Here is a 20,290-nt window from a genome sequence, read left to right on the forward strand (position 1 = left end):
ACGGATCTCCCTCCTCACCCCCACCCCCGTACCCCTCACTCCTCCGCGATCCGCCCCGCGTAGATGTCCCGCGCCGCAGGCAGCCGTACGTCGACGGGCGTCCCGAAGTCGTACAGCAAGGTGGTCGACGCCACCGCCACGGCCTCCTGCCGCTGCCGCCCGTTCACAAAGCTGAAGCGGTGCCGGACCTTGCGGATCCGCCCGTCGTCGTCCAGGTAGACGTCGAACGGCACGTGCGCGGTGGCGAACCCTTTCGCCGCCGCGGCCAGCGCCCCCCGGCTCCCGGCGGACGCGTCGTCGGCCGCCACCGCCAGATCCGCGGTCCCCCGGTAGTGCCGCACCGCCGTCCCGGCGACCTCCGTCCTGCCCACAAACGTCGCCGTACGCGCCCCCCGCAGCACCTCCGCCGCCGCGAACGGATCCGTGGCGCCGCCGGTCACCAGGTTCCCGTCGGACAGCGTCGCCGTCTCCACCCGCACCCACTTGTCGTCGGGGACGCCCGCACCCCGGTTCTTCATGAACAGCGCGCCCGGCGCGAGCAGTTCGGTGATCGGCCGGTGCTCGCTCGTCCCCGCCGGATCCTGCGGCAGCAGCACCCTCAACTGCCCCAGCTGCCTACGGTAGTCGTAGACCCCCTCGCCCCGGATCGTCACCCGGGTCCCGCCGGTGGCCATCTCCATGGACGTACGGGCCCGGGAACTGCCCGCCGCCCGCAACGCGTCGGCGGACCGGTGCAGCAGCTCCACCGCCTCCCCGCCCCGCGCGTCCTCGCCACCGCCCGCGCCGCCCCCGGACCCCGAACACCCCACCGCGCCGGCACAGCCCCCGACGACGAGCCCCGCGACGACCGCCACACCGCGCCACCCGCACCGCCTGTGCCACCGCTCGTCCATCGTCTGCCTACCCCCAGCCGGTACGTCCGTCACGGGCCCCCTGTCGTTCCGCCTAACGACGACCCCGTGCCCCCGTCACGCGCCCCGCCCCCGGCGCGACCGCCGAACGGGCGCCGTGCAAGTCCCTTACCGTTCCTGGGTAACGTTGTCTGCGTGACGCAGCAGGACGGCTCGGCCCACCCCCGCACCGACGGGGAGCACACCACCACGACCGTCGAACAGGGCAGGTTCTGCCTGGCCCGCTGCACCTGCGGCTGGCGCGGTCCGGCCCGCAGGGCGAGAAGCCTGGCCAGATCGGACGCCGAGGGCCACGCCCGCGGCTGACGTCACCGTTCCGTCACCGCCGCCGTCCGCGGGAACCCGTAGCCTCGACGTCGCATCTCGCACCATGTGAAGCCGACAGGCCGTGGGAAGCCGACAGGCCGACGGAAGGCGCAGTACATGGAACGGCGTACGTTCATCGCAGGCGGCACGGCCGCGGTCGCGGCGGTCGCCACGGCGGCATGCAGCTCGTCGAACGGCAGCAGCGCGCATGCCTCCAGTGGCGAGAGCGCCACCGGACTGACCACCCTCACCACCTCCGCCGCCTCCGCGCCCGCCAACTGGACGGCGCTCGCCCGCGACCTGGACGGCACGCTCGTCCGCCCCGGCGACGCCTCCTGGACGACGGCCCGCCGGCTCTACAACACCCGCTTCGACAACCTGAAGCCGGCGGCCGTGGCGTACGTCGCCCACGCCGACGACATCCGCACCGTCCTCGCCTACGCCCGCGCCCACCGCACCAAGGTCGCGATCCGCAACGGCGGCCACTCCTACGGCGGCTGGTCCTCCGGAGACGGCCGGCTGATCGTCGACGTCTCGAAGCTGAACAAGGTCCGCGCGAGCGGCAGTACGGCCGTCGTGGGCGCCGGCGCCAAACTGATCGACGTCTACCGCGCCCTCGCCGCGAAGGGCGTCACCATCCCGGCCGGCTCCTGCCCCACGGTCGGCGTCTCGGGCCTGGTCCTCGGCGGCGGCCACGGCGTGGTCTCCCGCGCGTACGGCCTGACCTGCGACAGCCTCACCCAGGCCACGATCATCACGGCGGACGGCAAGCAGCTCGTCACCAACGCCACCCAGAACAAGGACCTCTTCTGGGCCCTGCGCGGCGCGGGCAACGGCAACTTCGGCGTCGTCACGGAACTGCACTTCAAAACCCACCCCGCCCCGCAGGCCGTGACCGGCTACCTCACCTGGCCCTGGGCGAAGGCCGCGGCCGTGGTGAAGGCCTGGCAGGAGTGGGGCCCGTCACAGCCGGACGAGATCTGGTCCTCCCTCCACCTGGAGAGCCCGGCGGGCGGCACCCCCCGGGTCGCCGTCGCCGCCTTCTGCATCGGCACCTACGGCCAGCTCCAGAACGCGGTCGACCGCCTGGCCGACAAGGTGGGCGCCCCCGCGTCCTCCGTCTCCCTGCGCCGCCGGTCGTACGAGGAAGCCATGGAGATATACGCCGGCTGCTCCTCCTTCTCCACCGACGCCCAGTGCCATCTGCCGGGCTCCACCCCGGGCCGCTCCCCGCAGGGCAAGCTCGGCCGGGAGACGTACACGGCCCGCTCCGACTTCTTCGACCGCTCCCTGTCGTCGGCGGGCATCCAGACCCTGCTGAAGCAGATCACGTCGGTCCAGGGCGGCGCGGGCAGCATCGCGCTCACCGCACTGGGCGGCGCGGTGAACCGCGTGTCCCCCACGGCCACGGCGTTCGTCCACCGCCGCTCCCGCATGCTGGCCCAGTACATCGTGTCGTGGAGGGCGGGCACCACGGGCTCGACGGCCCAGACCTGGCTGAACGGGGCCCACAAGGCGATGAAGCCGTACGCCTCGGGCGCGGCGTACCAGAACTACGCGGACCCCACCCTCACCGACTGGCGCAAGGCGTACTACGGCGACGCGCTCCCGCGCCTGACCCAGCTGAAGAAGCGGTACGACCCGACGGGCTTCTTCACCTACCCGCAGGCTCTCTGAGCTCAGGCGGCGAGGTCCCGCTCCTCGGAGGCGGCACCGGACCGGGCTCCCGGGATGAACGCGTCCCGGGCCCGGTCCCTCGCCTTCCGGCTCCGCACGATCCACCCCACCCGGGGCGACCGCTCGACGGCCTTCACCAGCGGGGTGAGCGCCAGGGCGGCAAGGGGCGACAGCAGCAGGGCGACGGCGGTCCCGAGCGCGAACCCGCCGACCACGTCGGTCGGGTAGTGCACGCCCATGTAGACCCGGCAGAACCCTTCGAGCAGCGCGATCCCGATCCCGACGAGCCCGAACTTCCGGTTGGCGACGAACAGTCCGACCGCCATCGCCATGGTGAGGGTGGCGTGATCGCTCACGAACGAGTAGTCGGTCTTGCCGGAGACGAGGACCTCGAGCCCCTGGTGATCGAGAAACGGCCGGGGCCGCTCCACGAAGCCCCGTATGGGCACGTTCACCAGCACCGCGACGGCGGCGGCCAGCGGAGCCCACACCAGCGCGGCGACCGAGGCCGAGGCCTCCTCGGCCCCCCGCACCCCGCGCCGCCCGCTCGCCCAGCACCACACGATCAACAGGACCATGGCGAGCAGCAGTCCGTACTCCCCCACGAACTCGACGATCCGGTCGAGCCAGTGCGGGGCGTCCTTGGCGAGCCCGTTGATGTCGTAGAGCAGGTCGACGTCGGGGTTCGACCCGGATTCGGCGAGTCCAGCCATGGTGCTGCGGCCCCTTCGTCATGTTCTGCCCAGCGCATCTCACGTGCGCCCGCCCCAACAGGAACGCACGGCCCCGGTTGATACGTTCCACTCTCCACTGAATGATCACGCAGACGTTATCGAAGAGAGATACATCGCCGCAGCTCAGGGGGCGGGTCCGAAGACCCTTCACACGTTCGTGGGGAGCGCTTTCGCGCCATCTTCGGTGACGCGGGTGGCACCAAAGTAGTCAGCCGTGTCGATGGGATCAAACCGGATGACGGCGCCCGTGTAGGGAGCGTCGATCATGTACCCGCCCCCCACATAGATCCCCACGTGATGGATGGCCCGCGAGTTGCCCAAATCATTGGAGAAGAACACCAGATCCCCCGGCAACAACTCGCTCCGCTTCGGATGCGGCCCGGCGTTGTACTGATCATTGGCGACCCGGGGCAAGGTGATCCCCACACTCGCGTAAGCAGCCTTGGTCAACCCGGAACAGTCGAACCGTCCCCCCTGCTCAGGCGTACCGTTCCCACCCCACAGATAGGGCGTCCCCAACTTCTTCTGCGCGTAGTAAATGGCCCCGGCGGCCTGCTTGGAGGGATCTACGCGGGTGACGGGGGCGGCGAAGCTCTTCTCCAGCGTGCGGATCGTCTTGACGTAGTTCTGCGTCTCCCGGATCGCCGGAACGCCGCCCGCCCTGATGACGCGATCGGGGCCCGCGTTGTAGGCCGCGAGCATGTTGTTGGTGATGTCGCCCGGCACGGTCTTGACGTACTTGGCGAGATCGCAGTCGTACGAGGCGGCCGATGGAATCGCGTCATTCGGATCCCAGATGTCCCGGTCGCCGTCCCCGTCGCCGTCGATGCCGTGCGTGGCCCAGGTGCTGGGGATGAACTGTGCGATGCCGCGCGCGTCCGCGGGGCTCACGACATCCGGGTCAAAACCGCTCTCCTGGTACAACTGGGCAGCCAGGAGTGCGGGATTGATGGCGGAACAGAGATTGCCCCACTTCTGCACGAGCGCGCTGTAGGCGGACGGCACGGCCCCCTTGGCCAGCCCGACGCTTCCCGCACCGACGCCGTTGACCAGGTTCCCCGCCACGACGTACACCCCGATGACGAGCAGCATCACGAAGCTCAGCCCGAGCCCGACCACGGCTCCGCCGACCACCCAAACTTTTCGCACGCCTCAACCCTCCCCCACCACAGGCCTGTTTACGGGTTTTTCCCGAACCTGTCCATGTCGTGTGCGCTACTTCGCGACGAACCCGTCGCAGAGAATGCTCGCGTATTTCTTGGTTCCTTGGACATGGAGGAAGAGCACCGTCCAGTCACCGGGGTCGTTCTCGACAGGTATGGCCCCGCCGGCCTCCTGGCCCCGCACGATCTGGTGGAAGTCGTCCGGATAGGTCAGTTGCACCCACTCGGTGCCGGCCGCGACGGGCTTGCTGGTGTAGCCCAGGTCCAGGTTCGCCTGGGCCGCGCCCTCGAAGGGTTTGCCCGTGTCCTGGTCGATCGCGTGCGGGGCCTTCACGGCCACGGAGACGTAGTACGGCTCGGAGACGTCGTACTTGAGCCGGAATCCGATGCTGCCCTTGCCGGAGGTGTAGGGGCCGTTGCCGTCCGCCGCCGAGACCGACCACTGGAATTGCACGTTCTGCTCCTCCGACGGCAGGTTGCACGCCCCGGTGCCACCGCCCGCCGAGGTCGCGTCTGCGTCCCAGAAGTCACGGGAGGGGTTCGTCTGCTCCACGTAGGCCGGTGGCTGCAGTTCCGACTCGTCACCGCCGGGGGTCGTGACCGCCGCCGAGGTGGTCCCCGGTCCCGCCGTGCCCTGCGTGCCCTTGCCGGAGTCGCCGTCCCCGCCCGGAAGGAGCGTGAGAGCGGCCACGGCCCCCACGACGACGGCCACGCCCGCGGCTCCGGCGATCAGCCACGACTTCCCACGCGGCCGGGCGGTCGGGGCCGGCTGGGCGGCCTGGGTGGGCGTGTAGCCGTAGGGGTGCGGGGCTCGGGGCGCCACCGTCGGTGCGTCGTGCAGGCCGGCCGCTGCGTCGGCCGGCGGGGTGGCGGGCATCGCGGGCAGGGCCGACGGCGTCGAGGGAACCGCCTCCCCCAACGCGGCGAGCCCCCCGTAGAACGGGTCCTCGACGAGCGCGGTCCGCACGCCGCATCGCGCGACCACCTCACCGAGACCGGGCCGTGCCGCCGGGTCCTTGGCCACGCACGCCTCGAGGAGAGCGGCCAGCCCCGGATCCACACCGGCGAGGTCGATGGCTTCGTGGACGGCGCGATAGCTGACGCCGGCGGGTTCGCCATGCCCGAAGGGCGGACGCCCCGTGGCCGCGTAGGCCAGGGTCGCGCCGAGGGCGAAGACATCGGCGGCTGGCCCGACCTCGTTGCGCAACAGCACCTCGGGAGCCGTGAAACCCGGTGTGCCGGGAGCGAATCCCGCCTCGGTGAGCGCTGTCTGCGCCGCGGTCCGCGCTATGCCGAAGTCGATGAGCTGCGGCCCCTGCGCCGCGAGGATCACGTTCTGCGGCTTGAGGTCCCGATGGGTGACCCCGTACGCGTGCACCGCCGCGAGCCCCTCGGCCAGGGCCGCGAGCAGCGCCCGGCACGTCTCCACGGGCAGCGGCCCCCTGTGCGCCACGGCGTTGCTCAGCGTGGGCCCGGGTACGTACTCGGTCGCCAGCCAATACGGCGCCGCGTCCAGCGAGGCGTCGATGAGGTTCGCCGTGTACGCGCTCCGCACCGCCCGCACCGTCTCCACCTCCCGGCGGAACCGTGCCAGCGCTTCCGGATGGTCGGTGATCTCGTCACGGATCACCTTGAGCGCGACGAGCCGTCCCCCGGGCGACCGCCCGAGATACACCTGCCCCATGCCGCCCGCCCCGAGCCGGGCCAGCAGCGTGTACGCGCCGATCCGCGCCGGGTCCCGTTCCTTCAGTGCGTCCACTGAACCGACCATGCCACATAGATCACTTCGGGAGATACAGGGTCGGCCCCGCACCCGCCCGCGGCAGCTGATCCGGCGTCAGCCGCACCGGACGGCCCCCGGGGTCAACACCAGCCCCCGTCCACGTCAAACGCGGACCAACAGTCGCCCCCGTAATCCCCATCCACGCCCATGATTCGGCAACGCCGTCACCCCGTTCCGGACTCGGACATACGTTCCAGGCCGTGAACTCTGACGAAACCCCCCACAGAACCGCCCGCCGCTCCCTCCTCCGCGGCCTCGCCGGCGCCATGACCCTGGGCGGCGGCGCCCTCGCCCTCGGAGCGGCCCCGGCCTCCGCCGCCCCCACCCCTCGCGGCACCACCACCCCCCGCCCCACCACCGCCGACGAGGCACTGCGCGAACTGGCCGCGGGCAACCGCCGCTGGCGCACCTACTGCGAGCGGCACCCCGACGAAACCCCCGCCGTCCGCCAGAGCCTGACGGCGGGCCAGCACCCCTTCGCCGTCATCCTCGGCTGCATCGACTCCCGCGTGCCCCCCGAGCTCGTCTTCGACCAGGGCCTCGGCGATCTGCTCACCGTCCGCTCCGCCGGCGAGGTCCTGGACGAGGCCGTCCTCGGCAGCGTCGCCTACGGAGTGCTAGAACTCGACATCCCGCTGGTCGTGGTGCTCGGCCACCAGTCGTGCGGCGCCGTGAAGGCGGCCGTCCAGGCGGACGAGTCCGGCGAGGCCCTGCCCGCCCACATCCAGTACCTGGCCGACCAGATCGCCCCGAACATCGACCGTACGAAGGAAGGCGACGCCCGCGTCGACTCGACCATCGACGCCAACATACGAGCCGTCCGCTCCCGCCTCGCCACCGAACCGGACCTCGCCGCGAAGATCGCCGCCGGCGAACTGGCCGTCGTGGGCGCCCGCTACGAGCTGACCACCCAGCTCGTCCACCCCGTCACCTGACCCGGGGAACCCGGGGAACCCGGGGAACCCAGGGACTCTAGGGGTCGGAGGCCGCCTCGCGGTACAGCTTCGCGGCCTCCGCCCCCAGCACCACGCTGTACGAGATGTCCGCCGTCGCCCCGCCCTGTTCATGGCCGCCGAGGACGCCCACGACCTGCCCGTCCCCGTTCACCCACGGGCTGCCGCTGGTCCCGCCCGTGAAGTCGGGGCAGTCGACGCGCTGTTGGGTGGCGCTGTGCGAGGTCGGCCGGTTGATGCAGCGGATCGGGACCTCGCGGGTGTTCGGGTATCCGGTGACGGTCACGGCGGTCGCTCCGGTGGTCGTCCGGGTGGCGAGCCGGTTGCCCCCGACGACGTCCTCGACGCCTTTGCCGTCCCGTGCCCGAAGGGTCGCGAACGCCACGTCGCTGTCCTCGTCCTGCCCCTTCGCCCACCCGTCGGGCAGGAAGACCCGGGCGACCTTCCAGACGCCGTAGGGTGCCCTTCCGTCCCGGTACCCCGGTACGAAGACGAGGTCACCGCCCTCGCCGAGGCAGTGGGCGGCCGTGACGACGAGGTTGCGGTGCACGGCGTGCACGACGGAGGCGGTGCAGAAGTGACCGCCGGCGAGGTGACCGGCGTCCTCGGCGTCGAACAGCGCGCCGACCCGCGCGGAGTCCTTCGTCGCCGCGGCCACGGTGGTGACCCCGAGCGGCCCGAGCCCGCCGTCGGCGGCGGCCTCGGAGGCGGAGGTGACGGCCACGGCCAACAGCACGACCGCACCGGACAGCGCGTTTCGCTTCATCGGCCCCACTGTGTCCCACCAAGGTGAGAGAACCGTCAGACGCGCCTCCCGGAGCTAGGGTGAAGCCCATGGCTGACATCCCCCCGGACCTCACCTGGATCCGTGCCGCCCCGCCGGGGGCGACCGGCCCCGGCCCCTGGATCGAGATCGCCTTCGGCGAGGGAAGCGGGGAGGACGGCGAGGCCCCCGTCTACCTCCGCGAGACCAGCGACCCCGCCAACGTGGTCACCACCAACCGCCGCAAGTGGGACGCCTTCGTCCTGGGCGTCCAGGCAGGCGAGTTCGACCACTTCGTGGAGGGCGTCGAACTCGGCGACTGACCGTACGAAGGCAGCCGTCCAGGGCACCCGCCGACCGCACGACGACGGCCACCCGGTGCACCCGCTGACCGCACGACAGCGGCCGTCCACTGCACTCGCCGACCGCACGACGACGGCCGCCCAGCGCATCCACTGACCGCACGAGGGCAGCCGCTCAGCGCACGCCGACCCCCGAGCGCACCCCCGTCAGCTCCTCCGACAGCGTCCACAGCCGCCGCGCCGCGTCCGCGTCGCAGGCCGCCGCCGACCGCCCCACCAGCGTCGGCGCCCCGCGCATCTCGCCCAGCCCGTCCGGTCCGACGTAGCTCGCGCCGGGCAGGTCCTGGGTGGCGGCGTAGAGGGTGGGCAGGGCGCCCGCCCGGTCGTCCTGGGCGAGCAGGGCGTTCCCCACGCGCATGAAGACCCGGGCCAGCGGGCTGGCCGCATGACTCTGCAGGTTGGTCGCGGAGTATCCGGGGTGGGCGGCCAGGGCCCGGACGGACGAGCCGGACTCGGCGAGACGGCGCTGGAGTTCCAGGGTGAACAACAGGTTCGCCAGCTTGGACTGGGCGTACGCCCGCTGCGGGGTGTACCGCGCCGCCATGTTCACATCGTCGAACTCGATCACCGCGCCGCCCCACCGGTGGGCGCCCGAGGAGACGGTGACGACCCGGTCGGTGACGTACGGCAGCAGCAGGTTGGTCAGGGCGAAGTGACCCAGGTGGTTCGTGCCGAACTGCCGCTCGAAACCGTCCGCGGTCGACTCCCTGGGCAGCATCATCACGCCGGCGTTGTTGATCAGCGTGTGCAGCGGTGCCCCCGCCCACTCCGTCGCGAAATCCCGTACGGACGACAGGTCCGCCAGGTCGAGGCGCCGGACCTCCGTACTGCCCGGGATCCGCGCCGCGGCGGCCCGCCCGCGCTCCGGGTCCCGTACGGCGAGGACGACGTGCGCCCCCGCCTTCGCCAGCGCGTCGGCCGCGGTGAACCCGATACCGCTGTTGGCCCCGGTGATGATCACCGTGCGCCCGGTGAGGTCGGGGATGTCCGCGGAACTCCATGCCTTCTTCTTCTCAGCCATGAAGCCAATGTAGACGCTGCCAACAAAGGTGGCAACGACAACAATGATGGCGCCGCCTACATCGGGATATGATGTCCACATGCCGCCGTCGCCGTCGCCGTCCCTCGAGAACCGCCCCTACCACCACGGCGACCTCCGCTCCGCCCTGCTCGCCACCGCCGAACGCACCCTCCGCGACAGGGGCGCCGCAGCCCTCTCCCTGCGGGAGCTGGCCCGCGAGATCGGCGTGAGCCATGCCGCGCCCGGCCGGCACTTCAAGGACAAGCAGTCCCTGCTCGACGCCCTCGCACTCAGCGGGTTCGACCGGATGGCCGAGGTCCTGGAGGCCGCCGACGACCCGGCCCTCCCCCTGGAACCCCGGCTCACCGGGCTCGCCCGCGCCTATCTGGGCTTCGCCATCGACAACGCCGCGCTCCTGGAGCTGATGTACGCCCGCAAGCACGCCCCCGCCGACCCCGACGGCTCGGACACCCCGGCCCGGATGGCCGCCGCCGTGGACCGTACGGTCGGGTCGCTGGAGCGGCTGATCGCGGACGGGCAGCGGCGCGGCGAGATCGTCGAGGGCGACCCGGCCCGGCTGACCGTGTTCCTGGGGGCCACCCTGCACGGCTATGCCTCGTTCACGGCGAACGAGATGCTCGCCCCCGAGTCGGTCCTCGCGGGCGTCGCGGACCTGGTCCACCACACCCTGCACGGCCTGATCCGCCACTGACGGCCCCGCCCGCCCGGCCACCTGTGTCCGGGCTGTGAGCAGGGTCAAGATCCAGCCATATCCCGTCCATCCGCCCACCATCGACGGGCAATCCCCCAACCCCCCTGAGTAAGGCGGAAGTCAGAACTCCGCAACCCTTCTTGTTGTCGCGTACTCAACAAGCGCACAGTCGTCGGCGGGCCGCCGCCCGCCACCGGGGACCACGTACCGGTGGCAACGCATCACCCCCCACCCGCACCGCCCCTGTCACCCACCTTCAGGAGCTGTCCGTTGCGTACGACGACTTCCCCCAACCCCCCTGCCGCACCCGGCAGATGGCGCCGCATCGGCGCCTCGGCCCTCGGCGCCGCCGCCCTCGTCCTCGCCGGCCTCGGCACCGCGGCCCCCGCGAGCGCGGCCCCCACCACCCCCACGAGCGCCAAGGTCACCTGGGCGGCCACCCCCTGCGCCACCCCCAAGCACAAGGGCGAACTGGCCTGCGACTCCTTCCGCGTCACCGGCGGCACCACCGCCTTCCAGAAGGCGCGGGCCAAGGAGACCGGTGACACCGCGAAGGTCACCCCCAAGGCCGCCGCGGCCAGCCCCACCGGCTACGGCCCGTCCGACCTCCAGGACGCCTACGGCCTGACCGACGCCGCCGCCGACAACGGCTCCGGCGAGACCATCGCGATCGTCGACGCCTACGACGACCCGAACGCCGAGGCCGACCTCGCGAAGTACCGCTCGTACTACGGCCTCTCCTCCTGCACCACCTCCAACGGCTGCTTCAAGAAGGTCAGCCAGACCGGCTCCACCACCTCCCTCCCCTCCGCCGACAGCGGCTGGGCCGAGGAGATCTCCCTCGACCTCGACATGGCCAGCGCGGTCTGCCCGAACTGCAACATCCTGCTCGTCGAGGCCAAGTCCGCCACCATGGCCAACCTCGGCACCGCGGTGAACCGCGCCGTCACCCTCGGCGCGAAGTACGTCTCCAACAGCTACGGCGGCTCGGAGTCCTCCTCCGACACCTCGTACGACTCCTCGTACTTCAACCACGCCGGCGTCGCCATCACCGTCAGCGCGGGCGACGAGGGCTACGGCGCCGAATACCCGGCCGCCTCCAAGTACGTGACGTCGGTCGGCGGCACCGCCCTGTCCACGTCCTCCACCACCCGCGGCTGGACCGAGAAGGTCTGGAACACCAGCTCCACCGAGGGCACCGGCTCCGGCTGCTCCGCCTACGACGCCAAGCCGACCTGGCAGACCGACACCGGCTGCTCCAAGCGCACCATCTCCGACGTCTCGGCCGTGGCCGACCCGGCGACCGGCGTCTCCGTCTACGACTCCTACGGCGTCACCGCCGGCTGGTACACCTTCGGCGGCACCAGCGCCTCCGCGCCCATCATCGCCGCGGTCTACGCCCTCGCCGGCACCCCGGGCAGCAGCGACTACCCGGCCTCCTACCCCTACGCCTACCTGGGCACCTCCGCCCTGAACGACGTCACCAGCGGCAGCAACGGCAGCTGCTCCTCCAGCGCGAGCTACCTGTGCACCGCCAAGTCGGGCTACGACGGCCCCACCGGCGTGGGCACCCCGGAGGGCATCGACGCCTTCACCGGCTGACAGACCCTCACCACACCCAAGAACAGCCACGGTGGACCGTGGGGGCCACAGTGGCACGGGCGAACGGGCCGCGGCATCCAGCCGCGGCCCGTTCGCCATGCCGTCGAGCCGGGCATGAGAACATCGAAACGTACACTCACCCGACCAGCCGTCAGAAACGGCAAGGCGCCCTGAAGTGGGTCAACGACGGAACCACACCCAGGTTCCGCTCCGACCTCATTGCCCGGCGTGACCTGCCGTGATACACAGAGTGACCGTACGAACCATTCATACGAATCCCACCCGTCAATGACGCCAAGTCGACATACGACGGCGACATCGTCGGCGACAATGAGGCCTGACCTCTGCGCTCCGCAGGGGACACGCGGAACTACCCACCAGGGGCGGTGACTTACATGCTGTTTGCGGCCGACAAGGGCGACATCAACACCATCATCGGCGGGATCGCTCCGGACTGGGGCCCCTTCGGCAGCCTGGGCAACGAGGCCAAGGTGATGATCGAGGTCGTGATGGCGGTCGCCATCCTCCTCTGCCTCGGCATCGCCGTCTGGGGCGCCGCCAAGCAGCGCATCGGCGCCACGGCCCTCCGGGACACCTTCAGTGCGGAACAGGGCAAGGGCCTCATCATCGCCGGTCTGACGGGCGTCTTCATCATCGGCTCACTCGGCACACTGTTCACGATCGTGTACGGCATGGCCGTATAGCCGCCTGTCCCGGCCCCGTCCGAGCCCGTCCGGGCACCCCTCCACCCCCACCCACCCGTCGTGCCCACCGGCTGAGGTTGCGTTTCCCTGATGTCGAGTCACCACACCGCGCCCGCGCGGGAACCAGCACGGCTACCGTCGTACTTCTACGCTTTTCGGTACGGCAGCGAGGGGGCGAACGCGGCATGACTCCCGGCGACGAACACGACTACGGCGAGCCCGCGGGCACCCGCGTCCGCCTGCCCGAAGCCGACCCCTACGGCGGCGCCCGCCGCCCCGCCCGCTCCTCCTCCCGCAGCCTGGTCACGGTCGTCGGCGTCGTCGTCCTCCTCATCGCGGCCATCGCCTTCGCGAACCGCGGAGGAGACGACTCGTCCTCCTCGACGACCACGCCGGACGGCAACAAGCCGGAGACGTCGACGACGGCGGCGAGCGGGACGAAGCCGGTGGAGTCGAAGAGCGGTGGCATCCCGACCGGGTACGCGCACGACGCGCAGGGTGCCCAGAGCGCCGCCGCCAACTACGCCGTGGCACTGGGATCGGCGGACATGTTCAGCAAGGACAGCCGCCACCAGATCGTCGACACGGTGTACGCACCCGGCATCGCCGCCACCAGACAGTCCGCACTGGACACCGCGTACTCGAACGAGACGTTTCTGAGCAACATCGGCCTCGACAAGGACGGCACCGCCCCGGACGGCCAGACCTTCATCTCACGGATCGTCCCCGTGGGCACCAAGGTCACCGCCTCCAGTGCGAGCAAGGCCACCGTCGAGGTCTGGTACACGTCGCTCTTCGGTCTCTCCGGCACAGCCTCGACCAACCCCGTCTCCGAGAGCTGGTACACCACCACCTACCAGCTCACCTGGGTCAGCAACGACTGGAAGGTCACCGACTTCCAGCAGAAGGACGGCCCCGTTCCGGTCGGGCGCGACCAGCAGGCCTCCACCAGCGACGACATGACGAAGGCCGTCGAGGAGTTCGGAGGGTTCACGTATGCGCGCTAAGCACCTCTCCCTCAAGGTCACGGCTGCGCTGGCCGCCGTTCAGACCACCGCGGTCCTGCTGGCCACCCAGGCCTTCGCCGCGCCGTCGCCGAGCCCGTCCCCCTCCCCCTCGGCATCGCCCTCCGCCTCGCCCAGCGACGGCACCTGCGACCTCATCCGCGGCCCCGCCCAGGAGTACTGCGAGAGGGGGAACAACCCCGGGGGCACCACCACGCCCAGCGTCTCCGAGACCACCGACCCCCTCTCCTCCCTCGCCAAAGGCTGCGCCGACGCCGCCGCCTGGACCGTCGACAAGCTCAGCGAGGCCGTGAAGGAGACGGCGAACGTCGACTTCACCAACACCAAGTTCCTCCAGCAGTACGCCGTCGTCTTCGCCGCCTCCACGGTCCTGACGATCCTGCTGTGGCTGCTGGCGGTCGCCAAGCGCGCGGTCCGCGGAGTCCCCCTCACCACCGCCATCGGCGAAGCCGTCGGCTTCCTCTGGCTCACCGTCCTCGCCTCCGCCTTCACCCCGCTGATCCTCTACACGGTCGTCTCGGCCACCGACGGCATCAGCGACGTCCTCGCGAAGACGACAGGCGACCAGACCGACACGTTCTTCGGCACCTTCTCCGGCGCCCTGGCCAAGGGCGAGGACATCGGCGGCGGCCCGATCATGCTGATCGTCGTCTCCCTCGTCTCCATCCTCGCCGCCGGCGTCCTGTGGCTGGAGCTCGTCATCAGGGCCGCCCTGCTCTACGTCGGCGCCCTCCTCGGCACCGTCGTCTACGCCGGCCTCGTCGACAAGAACCTGTGGAGCCACGTCCGCCGCTGGGCCGGCATCATGATCGCCGTCATCCTGGTGAAGCCGGTCATCGTGATAGTCCTCGGCCTCGCCGGCGCCCTGTCCTCCGACGACGGCCCCGACGCCTTCTCCGCCGTCGTCTCCGGCCTCGCCATCATCCTGCTCGCCATCTTCGCCAGCGCGATGATCTACCGCTTCGTCCCCGGCTTCGGCGACGAGATCGCGAACTCCCGCAGCAACCGCATCATGCAGGGCGCCGAGGGCAAGGCCGCGGCCGTCATCAGCTCCCCTGCGACCCTCGTCGCCCAGGGCATCAAGACGCACAGCACCCGCGCCGACAACAACGGCGGCGGGGGCCAGTCCTCCTCGTCGGCCCCCCGCCCCTCGAACCCCGCCTCCGGCGGCGTCGCCGCGCACAGCTCGCGCACCTCGAACGGAGGCGGCGGATCTGTCCCCTCCGCCGCACCCGCACCCCGCTCCAGCAGCGCGGTGAACACCCCGCACGCCGGCAACACCCGCAACAACCGCACGGGAGGTGAAGGGCGTTGACGACCGAGTCCCACGTGTCCCACGCGGTCTCGCCCCGCCGCACATATCTGATCGGCCGCGCCCGGCCGAACGCGATCGTCGGCCGCAACCGCGAGACCGGCGAGATCGCGCTCATCGTCATCGGCGCGTTCCTCGGCATGATGTGCGGGCTCCTCGTCCCCGTCCTCGCCCTGCGGATCGTGCTGCTCACCGGCTTCCCGATGATCGCGCTGGCCGCGGTCTACGTGCCGTACAAGCACCGCACGTTCTACAAGTGGTTCGAGATCAACCGCAGCTACAAGCGCACCCTCCGCCAGGGCACCACGTACCGCTCCGGCGTGATGGAGGCCGGCACCCGGATCGACGGCCAGGAGGTCGAGATCGGCCCGCCCCCGGGCATCGGCCGCATCACCTGGCTGGCCGCCCCCTTCGGCCCCGACGAGATCGCCGTACTCCTGCACGCGGACCGCCGTACCGTCACCGCCGCCATCGAGATCGAGGGCCCGGGCGTCGGCCTGCGCGACAGCGAGGACCAGGAAGCCCTCGTCGACCGCTTCGGCACCCTCCTCAAGCACGTGGCCAACGGCGACGGCTTCGTCACCCGTCTGCAGATGCTCGCCCGCACCCTCCCCGCCGACCCCGACGCCCACGCCAAGGACGTCGCCCAGCGCGGAGACGCCGCCGCCCCCGGCTGGCTGTCCCAGTCGTACGACCAGCTCCAGTCCATGGTGTCCACCAGCAGCGAGCAGCACCGCGCCTACCTCGTCGCCTGTATGCACTACACCCGCGAGCTGGCCGCCGAGGCCCACGCCATGGCCCGTGCCGCCCGCCCCCAGTCGGGCCGCAAGCTCGACCGCGACGCCGGCCTCGCCGTCGTCATGGCCCGCGAGCTCACGGACATCTGCTCCCGCCTCCAGGAGGCGGACATCCGCGTACGCCAGCCCCTGGGCCAGGGCCGCCTCGCCTCCCTGATCCACTCCATGTACGACCCGGACCACCCCATCGACCACATCCAGGCGATGACCCGGCGCAACGCCTGGCCGGCCGAGCTCGACGCCATGGAGCCGACGTTCCTCCAGGCCAAGACCCGCGAGTCGTCGACCCGCGCCCCCTGGTGCCACGCCACCGCCTGGGTCAAGGAGTGGCCGATGACGCCTGTCGGCGTCAACTTCCTGGCCCCCCTCCTGGTCCACACCCCGGACGTCATCCGCACCGTCGCCGTCACGATGGACCTCGAACCCACCGAGGTCGCCATCGAACGCATGCTGACGGAGAAGACGAACGACGAGGCCGAGGCGAGCCGCGCCGCCAAGATGAACCGGACCGTGGACCCCCGCGACGTCGCCGCCCACTCCCGCCTGGACCAGCGCGGCGAGGACCTCGCGTCCGGCGCCGCCGGCGTCAACCTGGTCGGCTACATCACCGTCTCCTCCCGAACCCCCGAGGCCCTGGCACGCGACAAGCGCACGATAAGGGCGTCGGCGGGCAAGTCGTACCTGAAGCTGGAGTGGTGCGACCGCGAGCACCACCGCGCGTTCGTGAACACGCTCCCGTTCGCCACCGGCATCCGAAGGTAGGGGCATGACATGCGGGACCCGCTGACCGTCCTCACCGACTCCTTCGCGTCCTTCCTGTTCGGCAAGGTGGAGACGACCCGCCTCCCGGTCCGCACCTCCACCGGCCAGGCCCAGGCGGTCTACCTGCCGACAGCCGCCCCCGGCCTGGGCGACTCCGGCGTCATCATCGGCCGCGAGGTCTACTCCGGGAAGGGCTACATCTACGACCCCTTCCAGCTGTACGGCCAGCAGCTCCCGGCGCCGCACTGGCTGGTCCTCGGCGAGTCCGGCAACGGCAAGTCGGCGCTCGAGAAGACGTACGTCCTGCGCCAGCTCCGCTTCCGCGACCGCCAGGTCGTCGTCCTGGACGCCCAGGGCGAGGACGGCGTCGGCGAGTGGAACCTCATCGCCCAGGCCCTGGGAATAACTCCCATCCGCCTGGACCCGATGGCCGCCCTGGACCACGGCATCCGCCTCAACCCCCTCGACCCGTCGATCACCACGACGGGCCAGCTGGCGCTGCTCCGCACGATCATCGAAGTGGCGATGGGCCACGGCCTCGACGAACGCTCCGGCTTCGCCCTCAAGGTCGCCCACGCCTACGTCAACGAGACGATCGTCGAACGCCAGCCGGTGCTGATGGACATCGTCGAACAACTCCGCCACCCCGAACCGGAGTCGGCCGAGGCGATGAACGTCGCCATAGACGACGTCCGCGCCTGGGGCCTGGACGTCGCCCTGGTCCTGGACCGCCTGGTCGACGGTGACCTGCGCGGCATGTTCGACGGCCCGACCACGGTCGGCATCGACCTCGACGCCCCTCTCATCGTCTTCGACCTCTCCCACATCGACCGCAACTCCATCGCCATGCCGATCCTGATGGCGATCGTCGGCGTCTGGCTGGAACACACCTGGATCCGCCCCGACCGGAAGAAGCGCATCTTCCTGGTCGAGGAGGCCTGGCACATCATCAACAGCCCGTTCGTGGCCCAGCTCTTCCAGCGCCTGCTGAAGTTCGGCCGCCGCCTGGGCCTGTCCTTCGTGGCGGTGGTCCACCACTTGTCGGACGTCGTGGACGGCGCCGCGGCGAAGGAAGCGGCAGCCATCCTCAAAATGGCCTCCACCCGCACGATCTACGCCCAGAAGGCGGACGAGGCCCGAGCGACCGGCCGCGTCCTGGGCCTCCCGCGCTGGGCGGTGGAGATCATCCCCACCCTCACCCCCGGCATCGCCGTCTGGGACGTCAACGGCAACGTCCAGGTGGTCAAACACCTGGTCACCGAGACGGAACGCCCCCTGGTCTTCACCGACCGCGCCATGACGGAGTCCTCGACGGACCACCTGGCCTCCGAGGACGCCCTGCACGCCGCCGAGCTGGAACAGGAGCGACGCGCGACGGCCTTCATGGAACACCACCTGGCCGACTTGGACGACTCGTCCGAGTCGACGGTGGCCTAGGGCGGCGGGGGACTGCCATGAGACCCGGTGACGAACGCGCCCCCGGCCGCGAAGGCGGGGGCGGCGGCATCCCCGACGGCCTCCTGCTCGGCCTGCTCGCCTTCCTCCTCGGCATGACCCTCCTGGTCTGGACGGCAACGGGCCTGGCCGCCCTCTTCACCCACGGCTCCTGGCCCACCGGCGTCACCTTCACCCGCACCCCCCTGGCCATGCGCCACCTCATCGCCCAGCCCCACGACATCCCCGGCGCCTGGCCGGAAGCCACCCCGACCGCCCTCTCGGGCTACGGCCTCTTCTGGGGCCTCTTCATCGGCCAACTGATGATCCTCTTCGTCCTCACGGTCTTCGCCATAGGGACGGTGGCGCGCTGGAGGGTGGTACGGGCCCGAAAGAAGGCGTCGGCCGAGCAAGAGCCACCGACGTACGACGTACCGACTCCCAGGACCGAGGCAGAACCGGAACCGGAACCGGAACCGAGGACCGAACCGGAACCCAACAGGGAATGGCAACCGGGAGTGGAGGCCCAGCAGACTGCGACACTCCCCTCGACTCCGCTTCCGCAGACACCCTCGACCCCCGCTTCTCTGTTTCCGGGCGAACGGGTGGCTGGGTGGGAAACCAACCGCGCCGAAGGCGCGGTGCTCTACGCCCCGAGGGAAAGCCGCTACACAGCCGCAGCCCAGGCGATCCGAGACGCGGCCGGCCCCACCCTCATCCTCACCTCCAACCCCACCCTCTGGCAGGACACCAAGGACGCCAGAGCCAAACTGGGCCCGGTCCACCTCTACGACCCCACCCACCGCTGCGACACCCCCGCCCGCCTCCACTGGTCCCCCACAGCGGGCTGCGAGGACAAGGCAACAGCAGCCGCAAGAGCCACCGCCCTCCTCACCCCCGTACGCCCCACAGCCCGCCTGGACCAGGCAGTCACAGAAACAGCGGAAACCCTCCTCCGCTGCTACCTCCACGCCGCCGCCATCGACGGCCGCACCATCCGCCACGTCCACCGCTGGTCCCAGGGCACCGCCATCCAGGAAGCGGTCCGCACCCTCCGTACGAACCCCAAGGCCGCCCCCGGCTCCGCCGGCGAACTGGAAGCCACCCTCACCGCCCACCCCGAGCGCAGGGACATCGCCCAGGAACTCGCTGCCCGAGCTCTCTCCTCCCTCTCCACGATCAACATCCGCGAGGCATGCACTCCAAACCGAACTGATGCCCTCGCCTTGGATTCCTTCGTGGACGAAGGGGGAACGCTTTATGTGGTCGGCGAATCCATCGAGGACCCCAGGACAAACCCCGGCGCCATGCCTCTCCTCACGGCCCTCGTCTCCAGCGTGGTCGAGCGCGGCCGGCGCATGGCCGAACGGTCATCCTCCGGTCGCCTCGACCCACCACTCACCCTGGTCCTGGACGACATCGCGGCCGTAGCACCTCTCCCGCAGCTCCCGGACCTCCTGTCCACCGGAGCGGACCGCGGCCTCCCCACCCTGGCCCTCCTCCGCTCCCGCGAACAGGCCCGCTCCCGTTGGCCCCACCACGAACTACCGGTCTGACGGCACCCCCCGCTCGAGTACGAACTCCTGCTCGATCTCCCCCGAGAAGTCCCCGAAGCCCTCCCCCACCGGCACGCTCACCCCACTGGGCACGAACCCCACCTTCCGGTACGCCCCCTGCGCCCGCAGGTTCTTCTCGTGCACCAGCAGCCGCACCCGCTCCGCCCCGATCCCCCACGCCCACTCCACGCCGGCCTCGAACAACCCCCGGATCACCGCGCCCCCACGCCACTCGGGCCGCACGTACACCCCCACCACATGCCCTTGCCGCCGCTCGACGGGATACCCCGCCCAGTCCACGCTGCCGGCCTCCTCCACCAGTACGGTGACCGACCCGACCCACTCACCGCCCTCGGCCTCGGCAATGAACTGCCGAGCCCCGACACCTTCCTCACCAGCCCCCGAGGCCCGCTCCTGCCAGAAGGAGTCCGGCCGCCCCGCAGCATCCTCATACGTCTCCAGAAAGGCGATCGAGGCCGCGGAATCCCTGAGCGCGACCAGTCGAAATGCCTTCGCCGAGTCCCATTCCTCGGCCCGTATACCCCGTACAACAAAGTTATTCATGCAGGTCACCGTAACGCAGAAAACCCCCGCACCAGACGGTGCGGGGGTTTCCCGGAATGATTGTTCGGCGGTGTCCTACTCTCCCACAGGGTCCCCCCTGCAGTACCATCGGCGCTGTAAGGCTTAGCTTCCGGGTTCGGAATGTAACC

19 protein-coding genes and 1 rRNA gene are annotated in these 20,290 nt (G+C 70.8%); 12 read left to right on the forward strand and 8 right to left on the reverse strand.

The window, feature by feature from the left end:
- Nucleotides 1-35: 35 nt before the first annotated feature.
- A complete protein-coding gene (locus ACIRF9_RS17800; RefSeq protein ID WP_403822361.1) occupies nucleotides 36-893 on the reverse strand; it encodes a hypothetical protein in 858 nt (285 codons plus the stop codon).
- Between the two features lie 153 nt (nucleotides 894-1,046).
- On the opposite strand from ACIRF9_RS17800, the gene ACIRF9_RS17805 reads away from it, so the two are divergent.
- Both ACIRF9_RS17805 and ACIRF9_RS17810 read left to right on the forward strand, forming a co-directional pair.
- Nucleotides 1,047-1,217 (forward strand): hypothetical protein, encoded by a 171-nt coding sequence (locus ACIRF9_RS17805; RefSeq protein WP_403822364.1) that lies wholly within the window; start codon nucleotides 1,047-1,049, stop codon nucleotides 1,215-1,217.
- 117 nt (nucleotides 1,218-1,334) lie between these two features.
- Complete coding sequence (locus tag ACIRF9_RS17810) at nucleotides 1,335-2,894, forward strand: FAD-binding oxidoreductase (RefSeq protein ID WP_403822367.1); 1,560 nt, start codon at nucleotides 1,335-1,337, stop codon at nucleotides 2,892-2,894.
- 2 nt (nucleotides 2,895-2,896) lie between these two features.
- Here ACIRF9_RS17810 and ACIRF9_RS17815 read toward each other — a convergent pair whose 3' ends face one another.
- From ACIRF9_RS17815 to ACIRF9_RS17825, 3 genes are all read right to left on the reverse strand, one after another.
- Nucleotides 2,897-3,607, reverse strand: coding sequence for a phosphatase PAP2 family protein (locus tag ACIRF9_RS17815; protein WP_403822370.1), 711 nt, complete (start codon nucleotides 3,605-3,607; stop codon nucleotides 2,897-2,899).
- Between the two features lie 168 nt (nucleotides 3,608-3,775).
- Nucleotides 3,776-4,720, reverse strand: coding sequence for an NlpC/P60 family protein (locus ACIRF9_RS17820; protein ID WP_403822476.1), 945 nt, complete (start codon nucleotides 4,718-4,720; stop codon nucleotides 3,776-3,778).
- Nucleotides 4,721-4,843: 123 nt separating this feature from the next.
- Nucleotides 4,844-6,550, reverse strand: coding sequence for a serine/threonine-protein kinase (locus tag ACIRF9_RS17825; protein ID WP_403822373.1), 1,707 nt, complete (start codon nucleotides 6,548-6,550; stop codon nucleotides 4,844-4,846).
- Nucleotides 6,551-6,774: 224 nt separating this feature from the next.
- On the opposite strand from ACIRF9_RS17825, the gene ACIRF9_RS17830 reads away from it, so the two are divergent.
- Complete coding sequence (locus tag ACIRF9_RS17830; protein WP_403822376.1) at nucleotides 6,775-7,509, forward strand: carbonic anhydrase; 735 nt, start codon at nucleotides 6,775-6,777, stop codon at nucleotides 7,507-7,509.
- A gap of 37 nt (nucleotides 7,510-7,546) precedes the next feature.
- Here the strand turns inward: ACIRF9_RS17830 and ACIRF9_RS17835 are convergent, their stop codons facing one another.
- A complete protein-coding gene (locus ACIRF9_RS17835) occupies nucleotides 7,547-8,293 on the reverse strand; it encodes a trypsin-like serine peptidase (RefSeq protein ID WP_403822379.1) in 747 nt (248 codons plus the stop codon).
- 68 nt (nucleotides 8,294-8,361) lie between these two features.
- On the opposite strand from ACIRF9_RS17835, the gene ACIRF9_RS17840 reads away from it, so the two are divergent.
- Nucleotides 8,362-8,613 (forward strand): DUF397 domain-containing protein, encoded by a 252-nt coding sequence (locus ACIRF9_RS17840; protein WP_403822381.1) that lies wholly within the window; start codon nucleotides 8,362-8,364, stop codon nucleotides 8,611-8,613.
- A 154-nt stretch (nucleotides 8,614-8,767) separates the two neighbouring features.
- Here the strand turns inward: ACIRF9_RS17840 and ACIRF9_RS17845 are convergent, their stop codons facing one another.
- Nucleotides 8,768-9,673: an oxidoreductase gene (locus tag ACIRF9_RS17845; RefSeq protein WP_403822384.1), complete on the reverse strand. Its 906-nt coding sequence runs from the start codon at nucleotides 9,671-9,673 to the stop codon at nucleotides 8,768-8,770.
- A gap of 79 nt (nucleotides 9,674-9,752) precedes the next feature.
- On the opposite strand from ACIRF9_RS17845, the gene ACIRF9_RS17850 reads away from it, so the two are divergent.
- The 8 genes from ACIRF9_RS17850 to ACIRF9_RS17885 all read left to right on the forward strand — a co-directional run bounded on the left by ACIRF9_RS17850 (nucleotide 9,753) and on the right by ACIRF9_RS17885 (nucleotide 19,577).
- Nucleotides 9,753-10,385, forward strand: a complete 633-nt coding sequence (locus tag ACIRF9_RS17850) for a TetR/AcrR family transcriptional regulator (protein ID WP_403822387.1) — start codon at nucleotides 9,753-9,755, stop codon at nucleotides 10,383-10,385.
- Between the two features lie 270 nt (nucleotides 10,386-10,655).
- A complete protein-coding gene (locus ACIRF9_RS17855) occupies nucleotides 10,656-11,987 on the forward strand; it encodes a peptidase S8 (protein WP_403822390.1) in 1,332 nt (443 codons plus the stop codon).
- A gap of 395 nt (nucleotides 11,988-12,382) precedes the next feature.
- Nucleotides 12,383-12,691, forward strand: coding sequence for a hypothetical protein (locus tag ACIRF9_RS17860; RefSeq protein WP_014673544.1), 309 nt, complete (start codon nucleotides 12,383-12,385; stop codon nucleotides 12,689-12,691).
- Between the two features lie 185 nt (nucleotides 12,692-12,876).
- Entirely contained in the window at nucleotides 12,877-13,698 is an 822-nt protein-coding gene (locus tag ACIRF9_RS17865) for a hypothetical protein (protein WP_403822393.1), read from the forward strand.
- On the forward strand, nucleotides 13,688-15,031 hold the full coding sequence (locus ACIRF9_RS17870) for a hypothetical protein (protein WP_403822395.1): 1,344 nt from the start codon (nucleotides 13,688-13,690) through the stop codon (nucleotides 15,029-15,031). The genes ACIRF9_RS17865 and ACIRF9_RS17870 overlap by 11 nt, the downstream gene beginning before the upstream one ends.
- Nucleotides 15,028-16,587 carry an SCO6880 family protein gene (locus ACIRF9_RS17875; protein WP_403822398.1) on the forward strand — a complete coding sequence of 520 codons (1,560 nt, stop codon included), beginning with the start codon at nucleotides 15,028-15,030 and terminating at the stop codon, nucleotides 16,585-16,587. Before ACIRF9_RS17870 ends, ACIRF9_RS17875 begins: the two co-directional genes overlap by 4 nt.
- 9 nt (nucleotides 16,588-16,596) lie before the next feature.
- Nucleotides 16,597-18,024: an ATP-binding protein gene (locus ACIRF9_RS17880; RefSeq protein ID WP_403822401.1), complete on the forward strand. Its 1,428-nt coding sequence runs from the start codon at nucleotides 16,597-16,599 to the stop codon at nucleotides 18,022-18,024.
- 17 nt (nucleotides 18,025-18,041) lie between these two features.
- On the forward strand, nucleotides 18,042-19,577 hold the full coding sequence (locus tag ACIRF9_RS17885) for a type IV secretory system conjugative DNA transfer family protein (protein WP_403822404.1): 1,536 nt from the start codon (nucleotides 18,042-18,044) through the stop codon (nucleotides 19,575-19,577).
- Here the strand turns inward: ACIRF9_RS17885 and ACIRF9_RS17890 are convergent.
- Both ACIRF9_RS17890 and rrf read right to left on the reverse strand, forming a co-directional pair.
- Nucleotides 19,566-20,141 (reverse strand): GNAT family N-acetyltransferase, encoded by a 576-nt coding sequence (locus tag ACIRF9_RS17890; RefSeq protein ID WP_403822406.1) that lies wholly within the window; start codon nucleotides 20,139-20,141, stop codon nucleotides 19,566-19,568. The two genes, ACIRF9_RS17885 and ACIRF9_RS17890, sit on opposite strands and share 12 nt — an antisense overlap.
- Before the next feature lie 62 nt (nucleotides 20,142-20,203).
- A 5S ribosomal RNA gene (gene rrf, locus ACIRF9_RS17895) occupies nucleotides 20,204-20,290 on the reverse strand; the annotation flags it as partial.

This window comes from Streptomyces sp. NPDC096132, from assembly GCF_044763345.1.
Classification (GTDB): Bacteria; Actinomycetota; Actinomycetes; order Streptomycetales; family Streptomycetaceae; genus Streptomyces.